At 62.1% G+C, this 12,673-nt stretch carries 13 protein-coding genes; 7 read left to right on the top strand and 6 right to left on the bottom strand.

Translation table 11 applies throughout. The features are described 5' to 3' along the window. Window positions 1–49: 49 nt before the first annotated feature. Together JS46_RS00985 and JS46_RS00980 are read right to left on the bottom strand one after the other, a co-directional pair. Window positions 50–520, bottom strand: a complete 471-nt coding sequence (locus JS46_RS00985) for a GNAT family N-acetyltransferase (RefSeq protein ID WP_033746921.1) — start codon at window positions 518–520, stop codon at window positions 50–52. 51 nt (window positions 521–571) lie between these two features. Next, window positions 572–967 carry a prolyl endopeptidase gene (locus JS46_RS00980; RefSeq protein WP_033746917.1) on the bottom strand — a complete coding sequence of 132 codons (396 nt, stop codon included), beginning with the start codon at window positions 965–967 and terminating at the stop codon, window positions 572–574. Here JS46_RS00980 and JS46_RS00975 point away from each other — a divergent pair. Continuing rightward, window positions 953–1,894, top strand: a complete 942-nt coding sequence (locus JS46_RS00975; RefSeq protein ID WP_235212953.1) for an alpha/beta fold hydrolase — start codon at window positions 953–955, stop codon at window positions 1,892–1,894. The genes JS46_RS00980 and JS46_RS00975 overlap by 15 nt on opposite strands. Before the next feature lie 55 nt (window positions 1,895–1,949). On the opposite strand, the gene JS46_RS00970 is transcribed toward JS46_RS00975, so the two are convergent. Further along, a complete protein-coding gene (locus tag JS46_RS00970) occupies window positions 1,950–3,134 on the bottom strand; it encodes an MFS transporter (RefSeq protein ID WP_033746912.1) in 1,185 nt (394 codons plus the stop codon). An 849-nt stretch (window positions 3,135–3,983) separates the two neighbouring features. Here JS46_RS00970 and JS46_RS00965 point away from each other — a divergent pair. The 6 genes from JS46_RS00965 to JS46_RS00940 all read left to right on the top strand — a co-directional run bounded on the left by JS46_RS00965 (window position 3,984) and on the right by JS46_RS00940 (window position 10,290). Continuing rightward, window positions 3,984–4,835 (top strand): transporter substrate-binding domain-containing protein, encoded by an 852-nt coding sequence (locus JS46_RS00965; RefSeq protein WP_033746909.1) that lies wholly within the window; start codon window positions 3,984–3,986, stop codon window positions 4,833–4,835. A 12-nt stretch (window positions 4,836–4,847) separates the two neighbouring features. Then, the gene (locus JS46_RS00960) at window positions 4,848–5,567 is read left to right on the top strand and encodes an ABC transporter permease (protein WP_033746906.1); all 720 of its coding nucleotides are present in this window, start codon (window positions 4,848–4,850) and stop codon (window positions 5,565–5,567) included. Between the two features lie 11 nt (window positions 5,568–5,578). Continuing rightward, complete coding sequence (locus tag JS46_RS00955; protein WP_033746902.1) at window positions 5,579–6,307, top strand: ABC transporter permease; 729 nt, start codon at window positions 5,579–5,581, stop codon at window positions 6,305–6,307. A gap of 1 nt (window position 6,308) precedes the next feature. After that, on the top strand, window positions 6,309–7,103 hold the full coding sequence (locus JS46_RS00950; protein WP_033746900.1) for an ABC transporter ATP-binding protein: 795 nt from the start codon (window positions 6,309–6,311) through the stop codon (window positions 7,101–7,103). Further along, window positions 7,100–8,596: a histidine ammonia-lyase gene (gene hutH / locus JS46_RS00945; RefSeq protein ID WP_033746897.1), complete on the top strand. Its 1,497-nt coding sequence runs from the start codon at window positions 7,100–7,102 to the stop codon at window positions 8,594–8,596. Before JS46_RS00950 ends, hutH begins: the two co-directional genes overlap by 4 nt. Before the next feature lie 206 nt (window positions 8,597–8,802). Then, the gene (locus tag JS46_RS00940) at window positions 8,803–10,290 is read left to right on the top strand and encodes a sensor domain-containing diguanylate cyclase (protein ID WP_051905531.1); all 1,488 of its coding nucleotides are present in this window, start codon (window positions 8,803–8,805) and stop codon (window positions 10,288–10,290) included. Here the strand turns inward: JS46_RS00940 and arnF are convergent. Genes arnF through arnT form a run of 3 tightly spaced genes read right to left on the bottom strand, consistent with a single transcriptional unit; the run spans window position 10,285 to window position 12,652 of the window. After that, window positions 10,285–10,665 (bottom strand): 4-amino-4-deoxy-L-arabinose-phosphoundecaprenol flippase subunit ArnF, encoded by a 381-nt coding sequence (gene arnF / locus JS46_RS00935; RefSeq protein ID WP_152560650.1) that lies wholly within the window; start codon window positions 10,663–10,665, stop codon window positions 10,285–10,287. The genes JS46_RS00940 and arnF overlap by 6 nt on opposite strands. Further along, window positions 10,662–10,994: a 4-amino-4-deoxy-L-arabinose-phosphoundecaprenol flippase subunit ArnE gene (arnE, locus tag JS46_RS00930; RefSeq protein ID WP_033746892.1), complete on the bottom strand. Its 333-nt coding sequence runs from the start codon at window positions 10,992–10,994 to the stop codon at window positions 10,662–10,664. The genes arnF and arnE overlap by 4 nt, the downstream gene beginning before the upstream one ends. Further along, the gene (gene arnT, locus JS46_RS00925) at window positions 10,991–12,652 is read right to left on the bottom strand and encodes a lipid IV(A) 4-amino-4-deoxy-L-arabinosyltransferase (RefSeq protein ID WP_033746890.1); all 1,662 of its coding nucleotides are present in this window, start codon (window positions 12,650–12,652) and stop codon (window positions 10,991–10,993) included. The genes arnE and arnT overlap by 4 nt, the downstream gene beginning before the upstream one ends. Between the last annotated feature and the right edge of the window lie 21 nt (window positions 12,653–12,673).

Raw genomic sequence — 12,673 nt, 5'->3', positions numbered from 1 at the left:
AAGCGAGCCCGGCGGTGAAGCGCGGCTTGCCAGTGCGACGCGATCGAGCTTAAAGCGCGATCGCCATATCGATGCAGCGCAGTTCAGCCTGGGCGAGCCTGGAAGGATAGATATTTTCCTGCACAAAGCTAAAGCCGTGCCGCTCATAGAAGGTTTGCGCATTAGGGGTCGAGGCGAGAGTGAGTCGGGTAAACCCTCGCTGGCGCGCCTCGCCTTTTATCGCCTCGATAATCTTGCCAGCTAACCCTTTTCCAGCGTGTTCGGGCAAGGTAAAAATTGCCTCGACACTGCCGGAAGAGAGGTCGAGAAAACCCGTTGCCACCGGGCGGCTATCCGGCCCTTCAATCACGAAGAAGGGGTTCGCTCTGATTACCTCGAGATAACTTTCAGGCATCCCATCTGGCGTCCAGGCCTGAAGGATCTCGGGCTTATAGCTGTTGCGGCACCCGTCGCGGATAGCCAAATTTCTGACAAGCCAGCATTGTTCCGCTTCGTCAGGTCGCGCGCGTCTCACCCTCATCGCTTTTCCTTATTCTTTTCTCTGTCGGTTGATTATCTCGGCAGTGGCGCATCAGCGCTCGCCCCAGCGCATCTGCTGAATCACAACGCGATAGCCATCGACATCCTGGAATGTCACGCCTCTTCTGTCCCAGTAGGGATTGAACGATATCACCCTGACAAAGCCAGCCTGATCCATATTCGTGCAGCGCCTCGCCCAGCTAGCCTGGTCAGGCACGTAGAGCACCAGCAGATCTTCGGCAGACGGAGACGGCGTGACCGGATGAAAATGACACTGCGTAAATTCAAGATGCCAGGGCAAATCGTCGCGCCCTAACATACAGCCGCTAAATCCCTCGTGATCGCGAAATTCGCCGATGATCTGCAGATCCAGCCCGCTGACGTACATCTCACCGCTTTTGCTCAGCAGGCTCACCGGCCTGGCGATACGCATATGCTGAAATTCCATTGCCGCCTCTCTTTATGCTCCAGATGGATCGCTGCCGCCCGTGACTATAATCTGTACAATCCGCCTGCCAGGAAAATAAATATGTTTGAAGGATTTATTCATACAGAAATAGCGCTTTCCGACGCGACAATCAACGTACGCTATGGCGGAAGCGGTCCGCCGCTTATGCTGCTGCATGGCCATCCCCGCACCCATGTCACCTGGTCAAAAGTCGCGCCGCAGCTGGCTAAGTTCTTTACTGTGGTCTGCCCAGACCTGCGCGGCTTCGGCAACTCGTCAAAACCTGCTGATTTACCGGATCACGCAGGCTCTGCCAAACGAGCGAAAGCGAAGGACTGCATTGAGCTGATGCGCCATCTTGGCTTTGCGCTGGCCGGCCATGACAGAGGGAGTTATACGGCCTATCGCGCCGCGCTCGATTATCCCGACAGCATCACTCGCCTCGCGCTTCTCGATTCTGTTCCGATCCTTGAAGCCCTGGAACGCTGTAACGAGAGGTTTGCGCGTCAGTGGTATCACTGGTTTTTCTTTGCCCAGCCTGAAAAGCCTGAACGGGCGATTCTGGCCGATCCGGACGAATGGTACGGTCCGCAGCCGAAAGCGATGGGAGATGAGGAGTATCAGGCGTTCCGGCAAGCCATTCACGATCCCGCCACCGTGCACGGGATGATTGAGGACTATCGCGCAGGCTTGTCGATAGACAGAGATCATGAGGCGCAGGATCGCCAGGCCGGACGTCTTATCACCTGCCCAACCTTATGTTTATGGTCGAAGCAGGATGATCTGGAAGATTTGTACGGCGATATCCTCGCCATCTGGCGGCGCTGGGCGCCGGATGTGCGCGGCCACGCGATTAACAGCGGTCATCATATGGCGGAAGAGGCGCCTGAAGAGCTGAGCGCCGCGCTGCTGCGCTTTTTTCAGTAGCGGCGCGGCGGCTCTGGCCAGGTAGCAGCCTCTGCGCCAGAGGGATATCCGCTCCTCAGGCGCGTTCGGGCGCGAAACGGGTGAGCAGCAAAGTGAAAACGCAGATCGCCGCGCCGGCGAAAAAGGTCGACGCGGAGCCCCAGAGCTCCCACAGCAGCCCTGCGCCCAGGCTGGCGAGCAGTACGCCGACGCCGCTCAGCAGGCTAAAGAACCCAAACGCCGTGCCCCGCAGGTCGGCAGGCGCGGTGCGGGCGATCATGGCGTTGAGCAGACCCTGCGTCATGCCCATATGCACGCCCCACAATGCCACACCCGCAATAATGCCAGCCCAGCTGTGGCTGAGCGCCAGCACCACGTCAGCCAGAATAAGCACCACCAGTCCCGCCTGCAGCAGACGGCGATGGCTCATGCTGTCGGAGAGTCGGCCAAAGGGATAAGCGGTAAGTGAGAAAACCACATTCATCGCCACCATCACCAGCGGTATAAGCGCAAGCGCGATCCCCACTTCCTGCGCCCGCAGAACCAGAAAAGCCTCGCTGAATCTGGCCAGGGTAAATACCCCGCCCAGGCCGATCACCCACCAGCACTCTGCGCCCAGCCGCTTAAGATTTTCTTTCTTAACCGGGCTGGAGCGCGGGGCGGTCACCGGCGCGCGCGGCTCTTTTAAGCCGAAGAAGAGCAAAGCGACCGCCAGAAACGCCGGGATGACGGCCACCCAGTAAATCGCCCGGAAATCGTTGTTCCACAGCAGCATCAGCCCGACCGCCAGCAGCGGCCCCAGAAAGGCGCCGGTGGTGTCGAGCGCCTGACGCAAACCGTAGGCGGCGCCGCGAATTTCAGGCGGCGTGACATCGGCGACCAGCGCATCGCGCGGCGCGCCGCGGATGCCTTTGCCCAGCCGATCGATCATGCGAGCGCTGAAAATCATGCCGGAGGTCGACGCCAGGGCGAACAGCGGTTTGCTGAGCGCGCCCAGGCCATACCCCACCACGGCCAGCCCCTTGCGTTTGCCGATGTAGTCGCTGATTGCGCCGGAGAAGACCTTAACGCATAGCGCGGTCGCTTCGGCAATGCCCTCGATCAGACCGATAATCACTACCGGCGTGCCGAGCGCGGTGGCCATAAACAGCGGAAGCAGGCTGTGGATCATCTCGGAGGAGATATCCATCAGCAGACTGACGAAGCCGATAATCCATACGCCGCCGGGTATGCGTTTCAGAGTGGCAAAGCGAGCAATCATTTCCGTTCCTTAGCATCCTGTACAGTAGCCTTTAACAACAGACTGGCTGACGCTGGGTTCTTTTTAGCGTAGCGGCCAGCGCCGCCTTTAACGGCAAATATCCTTCAGACATTCGCGGCAGGGTTTTGTATTCACCTTTCTGTTTTTTGCGGTCAGCAGCGCGTCGCGTGGATGATAAAACGTGCCGATAAATACCCGTAGCGCCACGTCGGGAAGCCGTGTACAGGCTTTGGTATGCAGAACAAAACAGCCAGAGGGATCGCATTCCAGAGTAAGGTAGTAAAAGCTGCTCATCATGGTTACTGAGTAAAAGTTGCATCGTAAATACACTATTAAATATCCTGAAATAAATTGATACATCAGTAAAACCTATCGCTGGAAAAGGTTCTAACTATCAATAAAAGTCAGCATTTTCTGCTGCCAGTCTGGCTTAAGTCGGCATAACGCCGACAGCGCGCACCTCATAACGCCTGAAAACTTAAGGTTCATCTCTATGATTAAGCTGACCTTAAGATGAAAATAAATAAGCGGCTCGCATTAACTTCCGCTGCGCCTCTTTTGCACTTTTTTCATGCAGCCATGCGCTTTTTCCGTGCAGAAGCGCGGTATGGCCTCTGCTTTTGCGCCTGTTTTACCGGTTTCGCCTGCCCGTTTGCTGGCACAACTTTTGCTACTTGTATGTACAAGTTAATCCTGCTCTGCATTTAACAAAATTTTATCAAGTGATGCTCACAAACTGGGCAAATCAACGATGTATCAGAACGGATTTACTTGTATATACATGAAATGTCATTTGCACAGATTTCACCATGAGATGGCCTGAATCGATTACTCACCAGGAGAAGCCGCATGACGCAACGCGCACCCGTTCGCCTTTTTTGCCTTACCACCCTTTTCGCCACGCTGATGTTGAGCGGCGCGGCCGCGCAGGCCAAAGAGTGGAAATCGATTACCATAGCGACCGAAGGAAGCTATGAACCCTGGAACCTGACGCTGCCGGGCGGCAAGCTGGGCGGCTTTGAACCAGAATTGATGGAAGACCTCTGCAAGCGCATGGGCGTTCAGTGCAAGCTGGTGGTGCAGAACTGGGACGGCATGATCGCCGGACTCAATGCCGGCAAATATGATGTGATCATGGATGCGATCGTGATTACGCCAGATCGGAAAAAAGTGGTCAGCTTCACCACGCCGTACGCCTCTACGCCCGCCACCTTTATTACCAGCAAAGATAACCCGCTGCTGCCGGCCGATAGCCATATCATTAAGCTGCACGACGACCAGGCCGCGATCAACGCGGCGATCGCCCCGCTCAAAGCGGCGCTGAAAGGCAAAACCATCGGCATCGCCTCCGGCACCGTTTATACCCCCTTTATCGATAAATACTTCAAAGGCGACGCAGAGGTGCGGGAATACACCTCGTCGGCGGACGCCATCCTCGATCTGCAATCGGGCCGCATCGACGCGGTGTTCGATGATGTCACCTTCGCCCAGTCGATGCTGGCGCGCAAAGAGAACGCCAACCTGAGCTTTAGCGGTCCGCAGCTGGGCGGTCCGATCTGGGGCGAAGGCGAAGCGATGGGCGTGCGCATGGCCGACAACGATCTTAAAGCCAAACTCGACGAAGCGATTCATGCCGCGCTGGCCGACGGCACGGTGAAAAAGCTGAGCGAAAAGTGGTTTAAAACCGACGTCACCCCGTAAGAGAGGTAAGAGATGATGAGCCTGCTGAGTTTTGGCCCGGACGGCTGGGGCCGACTGATCCTGAGCGCCGCCTGCACCACGCTGCTGCTGTCGCTGGCGGCGCTAATCATCGGCGCCGTGGTCGGCTCCGGCGTGGCGGCCGCCAAGCTCTCTCCCCAGCGCTGGCTGCGCTGGCTGGGCGAGAGCTATTCGGTGGTGTTTCGCGGCATTCCGGAACTGCTGGTGATCTACCTGTTCTATTTCGGCGGCTCCGGGTTGATTACGCTGGTAGGCCAGCTCTTCGGCGCGGACGGCTTTATCGAGGCGCCGCCGTTCCTGATCGGCGCGCTGGCGATCGGGCTCATCTCCGGCTCCTATCAGGGCGAAGTCTATCGCGCGGCGCGCCTGGCGCTGGCCAAAGGCGAAGTGGAGGCGGCGGTGGCGATCGGCATGCCGCGCTGGCGCATCGCGCAGCGCATTCTGCTGCCGCAGGTGGTGCGCTACGCCCTGCCCGGCATGTCAAACGTCTGGCAGATGAGCCTGAAGGATTCGGCGCTGGTCTCGGTGACCGGCATCGTCGAACTGATGCGCGCCAGCCAGGTCGCGGCCGGTTCCACCCGCGATTATTTCACCTTTTACCTGGTCGGCGGCGCCTGCTATCTGGTGCTGACGCTGCTGTCTAATCAGGCGTTTCGTCGGGCGGAGTCGCGCCTCGGACGCGCGTGGCAGAGCCGCACCGCGGCGCAGCATTAAGGAGCAGCAGCATGATTGATTTCGCCTTTCTCTCCGACACCTTTCTTAAGCTGAGCGCCGCCCTACCGGTGACCCTCGGCCTGTTTATCAGCGCCTTTCTGTGCGGCGGCGTGCTGGCGATCGGCATTCTGGCGCTGCGCATGAGCCGCTGGCGGCTGCTGAGCGGCTTCGCGCGCGGCTACATTCTGGTGTTTCGCGGCTCGCCGCTGATGATCCAGCTCTTCCTTATCTACTACGGGCTTGGGCAGTTCGGCGTGATCCGCCACAGCATCGTCTGGCCGTTCCTGCGCGAGCCCTTTATTTGCGCGGTGCTGGCGCTGTCGCTCTGTACCGCAGCCTATACGGCGGAGATCCTGCGCGGCGCGCTGCTCGCCGTGCCCGCCGGTCAGGTCGAGGCCGGCCTCGCCTGCGGCATGTCGCGCTGGCTGCTGCTGCGCCGCATTATCGCGCCGGTGATGCTGCGCTATGCGCTGCCCGCCTACTCCACCGAGGCGATTCTGCTGGTGAAATCCACCGCGCTGGCCAGCCTCGTCACCGTCTGGGACGTGACGGGCGTGGCGCAGCAAATCATCCAGCGCACCTACCGCACTATGGAGGTGTTTCTCTGCGCCGCTGCGATCTACCTGCTGCTGAATTTTATTATCGTCCAGCTCTACGCGCTGCTGGAGCGTCGTCTGACCCCGGTGCATCGCACGGCAAAAAAGCCGTTATCCGCCGTTAAACCGCTTGTCGGAGAGTAATATGCATTCCACATCCCCCGTTACCCTGTCCGCCACGGATATTCATAAATCCTTCGGCGCCATGGAAGTTCTGAAAGGCATTTCGCTGCAGGCGCACAAAGGCGATGTTATTTCGATTCTCGGCGCCAGCGGCTCGGGAAAAAGCACCCTGCTGCGCTGCATTAACCTGCTGGAGACGCCCGACGCCGGCGTGGTCAGCGTCGGCGGCGAAACCATCGAAATGAAGCGCCATGCGCGCGGCCATCAGCTGGCGGCCAATCCCCGGCAGATCGAACGCCTGCGCTCCCGTCTCGGCATGGTGTTTCAGAGCTTTAATCTCTGGTCGCACATGACGGTGCTGCAAAACGTCATCGAAGGACCGCACTACGTGCTGAAGCGCGACAGAAAAAGCTGCATCGCCCAGGCGGAGCAGCTGCTGGATCGCGTCGGCCTGCTCAACCGCAAAGATTTCTATCCGGCGCAGCTCTCCGGCGGTCAGCAGCAGCGCGTGGCGATCGCCCGCGCGCTGGCGATGGATCCCGAGGTGATGCTGTTCGACGAGCCGACCTCCGCGCTCGATCCCGAACTGGTGGGCGAAGTGCTGAAGGTGATGCGCAGCCTGGCCGAAGAGGGACGCACCATGCTGGTGGTGACGCACGAAATGGGCTTCGCGCGCAACGTCTCCAACCGCGTGGTGTTTATGCATCAGGGCACCATCGACTGTCAGGGCGAACCCGAGGCAATGTTCGGCCAGCAGGGCTCGCAGCGCTTTAAGCAGTTTATCTCCAGCCACCACGCCGCGGGGCAGCCGTCATGACCTTGGTCTGGGGCGACGGGCCGCTGCGGTGGCAGGATCTGGTCGCGGTGGCGCGGCACGATGCGGAGTTAAGTCTAAGCGCCAGCGCCTGGCAGCGTATCGCCCAGGGGCGCGCCATTGTCGATGAGATCGTCGCCAGCGGGCAGATCGCCTACGGCGTCAACACCGGCCTCGGCGCGCTGTGCAATATCACGCTGGCGGACGAGCAGCTTAGCCAGCTGTCGCGCAATACCCTGCTGAGCCACGCCTGCGGCGTCGGCCCGCTGCTGACGCGCGAGCAGGCGCGCGCCATTCTGTGCGCGGCGATCGCCAACTACAGCCACGGCAAATCGGGCGTATCGGCCGGGCTGGTGCAGCATATGCTGGCGCTGCTGAATCATCAGATTACGCCGCAGGTGCCGTCGCAGGGCTCGGTCGGCTACCTGAGCCATATGGCGCATATCGGTCTGGCGCTGATCGGCGTCGGCGAGGTGGAGTATCAAAATCAGCCTATGCCCGCCGCGCAGGCGCTCGCGCTGGCTGGCCTGACGCCCTGGCGTCCCGGCGCCAAAGAGGGGCTGAGCCTGGTGAACGGTACGCCCTGCATGACCGGTCTCGCCTGCCTGGCGCTGGACGATGCCGCGCGCCTGCTGAACTGGGCGGACATCACCGGCGCGATGAGTTTCGAGGCGCTACGCGGCCAGCTGGCGGCGTTCGACCCTGAGGTGCTGGCGCTTAAGGCGAGTCCCGGCATGCAGATCAGCGGCCAGCGGCTGCGTCAGCTGCTGGGCGACAGTCCGCTGCTGGCGGCCAGCGTCGGCGTCCGCACGCAGGACGCGCTCAGCCTGCGTTCGATGCCGCAGGTGCACGGCGCCAGCCGCGATCAGTTCGCGCACGCCGCGCGCCAGATCGAGACCGAGCTCAACGCCTGCACCGACAACCCGCTGGTGCTCGGCACGCCGGAGAGCTGGCGCGTAGTGTCGCAGGCCAACCCGCACGGTGAGTCAGTGGCGATGGCGGCGGATCTGCTGGCGATCGCCATGGCGGAGATCGGCAGCATCGCCGAGCGGCGGCTCGACCGGCTGGTTAATCCGCTGGTGAGCGGCCTGCCGCCCTTTCTGGTGGCGCAGCCGGGCGTTAACTCCGGCATGATGATCGCGCAGTATGTGGCGGCGTCGCTCTGCGCCGAGAATCGCCAGCTGGCGCAGCCTGCGGTGCTGGATAACTATGTCACCTCGGGCTTGCAGGAGGATCACCTGAGTCTGGGCACCGGCGCGGCGCTCAAGCTGCTGAAGCTGCTGGAAAATGTCTGGCACATCCTGGCTATAGAATATCTGCTCGCCGCCCAGGCGCTCGATTTTCACGGCGACGCGGCGCTCGCCTCGGGCACGCGGCGGGCGCTGCACCGCCTGCGGGCGGTGGTGGCCAACTGGCAGCAGGATCGCTGGCTGGCACCCGATATCGCCCTGGCGGTCAAGGTACTGAAAAGCACGCCGGATTTTACCCAGCCGTAACGCCTTGTCGCGGGCTCTCTACGCCCGGCGGGCATCAACCCGCCGCGGCGCGGCCCGCTTTGCCGCTGCGCTTCCCGACGCGCCAGCTCTCTCTCGCTTCCGCCCGCCGCCAGGTCCGCTTTTTACTGCTACCTTTTACAGATAACCCGTTGTTTTACCGGAGAGAGACTTTGCCATTGCCCCGCTCCAGGAAAACAGAGCGCTTTGTGCTGCTGTTTCTGCTTTTTATCAGCGTTTTTATCGTGACGGCATGCAGTTGGGCGCTCTGGCAGTCGTGGCAGAACCGGCTGCAGGATGTCTCGGTGCAGGCGCGCAACCAGTCGCTGTCGCTCTCCCGCCAGGCGCAGGACACCTTTCTACAGGTCAATATTGCGCTGGATGAGATCGCCCGCCAGGGAGATGAGGTGTTTAGCCGTCCTGAGGCGTACAGCGGCAGAAACGGCATTCTCGCCGGACTCTCGCTGCCGCTGCCGCAGCTGGCCGGACTCTTTGTTTATGATAAAGAGGGCAACTGGCTGGCTACCTCGCGCGACATGCAGTTTAAGCAGATGAATAACGCCGACCGCGAGTCCTTTATCTGGCACCGCGACCATGCCGATCCGGGCGCGCATATCGGCCACGTCATTCGCAGCCGCAGCGCCGATGAGCTGGTGATCCCGGTTTCTCTGCGGCTAAACGACGCGGCGGGCAATTTCCGCGGCGTAGCGCTCGGCTCGGTAAAAGTCGCTTTTTTCCGCCAGTTTTACGGCTGGTATGAACAGAGCCCGGGCGATCTGCTGGCGCTGATGAACACCGACGGCCTCTTGCTTTACGCCCGCCCTTTTCCCGATAGCGTCCTCAACCGCAGCCTCTCTTCCAGCCCGCTGTTTACCCGCCTGCTGCGCCAGTCGCGCATCGGCAGCGCCACCTGGCACAGCCGCCTCGACGGCGAGGAGCGTCTTTTCGGCTACGCCCGGCTGGAGCGCTATCCGCTGGTGGTGGCGGTCGGCTATGAAACCCGGGCGATCCGGCACGCCTGGTGGAAGAGCAATATCACCGGCATCGGCGTGAATATCTTTACCTGGCTGCTGGTGCTGCTGTTCGGCTATCTGGTGCTGCGTCAGCTGCGCGCCAATCAGCGCAGCCAGCAGGCGCTGATGCGCTCGCAGGATGAGCTGACGCGCCTCAACGGCACGCTCAGCGATCTGGCGATGCTGGATGGCCTGACCGGGCTGGGCAACCGGCGGCAGTTCGATTTTTATCTGGAGAAAAGCCTGCAGGGCACCGCCTCGCCCGTCTCGCTGATTATGTTCGACGTGGACTATTTCAAACGCTACAACGATGAGTATGGCCATATCGCCGGCGACCGGTGCCTGCAGGAGGTGGCGGCGGTGCTCAAGCACCTGCCGCTGCGCAGCACCGACCGGGTCACCCGCTACGGCGGCGAAGAGTTCGCCATTATTCTGCCGGGCACCCATGCCCGCGACGCTGAAAAAGTGGCGCACCGGGCGCTGGAGGCGATCCGCCGCGCGGCGCTGCCCCATGAGGCGAGCGATCTGCCGGATAAAATCGTCACTCTGAGCGCGGGTATCAGCGCCTCGCCGCCCGGCGACTCGCCTGATTCCCTCAAGCTCGCCGCCGACGAGGCGCTCTATGTAGCGAAAAAAGCGGGACGCAACTGCATTGCCGGAACGGACGGCATCTGTCTGTTATAGCTTTTTCCGGCGCGGCGGTACGGTAATCGCCAGCAGGCCCAGCACGATCAGCAGCACGCCCGCCAGGCCGCTCCAGCGAAACGGCTCGCCGAATGCCGGAAGCAGCACCGCTGCCAGCCATACCAGCACGTAGCTCAGACTCAGCAGCGGATAGAGCCGGTTGAGCGGCAGATGGCGCAGCGCCAGCATCCAGCAGAGCATGGAAAGCGCATAGGCGCCCAGTCCGGCAGCGAGCAGCAGCGTCCTGGCGTGGCGCATCCAGTCATAACTTATCCACGCCTCGACAGACGGGAAATCGCGCATCGCCAGGCGCAGCGTCAGCTGCGCCAGCGTCACCAGCAGCACCGAACCGATCCCCAGCATAACGCCTTTCACAGATGGCTCCCGATCAACGCCACGCCCGCCACGATCGCCAGCGTGCCGAGCCACTGACGCAGGGTATAGCTTTCCTGCCAGATCAGCCGCGCGGCGAGCGCCACCAGCACAAAGTTAATGCTGAGCATCGGATAGGCGACGCTGACCGGCACCCGCCGCAGCACCCATAGCCAGAGCAGCATCGCGACGCCCAGCAGCAGCAGGCTTAAGCCAATCCACAGCATCAGGCGGCTTTTACCGTGGCGCGCGCCGAGGGTCGCCGCCTGCTTCTGGCAGAGCTGCGCGAGGCAGCTCAGCAGGCTCACCAGCGCAATCAGCAGCAGGCTCATGGTTTTTCGTCGTAGCCGTAGTAGACCAGCCGCCCCTGCCGATATCTCTCGTCCGGCGTCGGCATGGTCGCGTCAGGCGCTTTCTCGCCCGAATTGAGCATGATGACCACCGACACGCGCCCGTGGCGACGATGCGCCTGCAGCCAGTCGGCGAAGGCCGCGCCATCGACGTAGCGCGCCTGAGCGTCGGGATAGCTCAGGCCATACTGCACTTCGCCTTTGGCGTCATAGAGGGTGATGTCGCTGCGGCGCAGCGTCCAGGCGATCGCTGAGGCGACGCCCGGATTATCGGCCAGCAGATAGCGGCTGCCCGCCAGCCGCTCGCGCACCGCGCTGACGAAGCTCAGCGGCTGCTTCGAATCGCGCACCTTCTGCGGAATGGCGTACCCCACCAGCAGCGCCAGCGCCAGCGGACAGAGCGCCGCCAGCTGCCAGCGGTTGCTGCCCGGCCGCAGGCTCAGCCAGCCCGCGATGCCCCAGCCGGCAAAGGCCGCCGCCGCCGCCGCCGCGCGCAGCACCTCGTCGCGCGCGTAGAGCGGATGGCGCGCCAGCCCCCAGGGCGCGAGAAACAGGACCACCGCCGCGGTGGCGAGCAGGCCGAAGAGCAGGTTGATCCCGCCGTTGATGCGGAACACCCTGCCGAGCCGCGCGCCGCCGCTGTGGGCGTAGCGCGCCATCAGCAGCGCCAGCGGCGCGAAGCACGGCAGGATATAGGTTGGCAGCTTGCCTTTGGCGATGCTGAAAAACAGCAGCGGCAACAGCACCCAGCTCAACAGATAGGCGGCGTCGGCATGCCTTCCGCGCTGCCGCCACGCCGCGGCCAGCGCGCCGGGCAGCAGCGCCAGCCAGGGCAGCGAGCCCGCCAGCACCACCGGCAGGTAGTACCAGAACGGCGCTTTGTGCTGGGCATCAGCGTCGGCGAAACGCTGGATATGCTCCACCCAGAAGAAGTAGTGCCAGAAATCCCCCTCCTGCCGCGCGATCGCCAGCGCCCAGGGCGCGCTAATCACTACCGCCGTCGCGACGGTCAGCATTCCCCAGCGCAGCAGTTCGCCGAAGCGACGCTGCCAGATGGCCCAGGGCGCGATCGCCAGCACCGGCACCGCCAGCGCCAGAAAGCCCTTGGTCATAAAGCCCATGGCGCAGGCGACGCCGAGCAGCAGATAGCCGCACAGCCGCTGCCGCGTGCCGCTCGCCTGGGCCGCCAGCCAGTAGCTGCACATCGCCGCCACCAGCCACAGCAGCAGAATGGGATCGAGCACCGCGTAGGTGCCGATGCCGTATACCAGCAACGAGGTAAGAAAAATCACGCTGCCGCTGAGCGCAACGGCGCGGCTGGCGAACATCCGCACGCCGAGCCAGTAGAGCAGCAGCGCGCTCAGCGCGGTGCTGAAAATGGCGCCCGCGCGCACGCCGAACAGGGTGTGGCCGAACAGCAGCTGGCCAATGTTATTGACCCAGTAGCCGGCAATCGGTTTTTCAAAGTAGCGCAGGCCGAAAAAGTGCGGCACCACCCAGCTGCCGCCCGCCACCATTTCGCGGCTGATCTCGGCGTAGCGGGTTTCATCCGGCTGCCACAGGCTGCGGAACTCAACTGGAATCAGGTAATAGAGGGCGAAAAGCGCCAGCAGCAGCGCCGTTTTCGTCCCTGCGCGCATCGGTGTCCACATAAGAGAAGC

It is taken from the genome of Pantoea sp. NGS-ED-1003 (assembly GCF_000738765.1).
Classification (GTDB): domain Bacteria; phylum Pseudomonadota; class Gammaproteobacteria; order Enterobacterales; family Enterobacteriaceae; genus Pantoea; species Pantoea septica.
The sequence above is the reverse complement of the archived record's forward strand: the minus strand, read 5'-3'. Positions and strand labels throughout refer to the sequence as shown.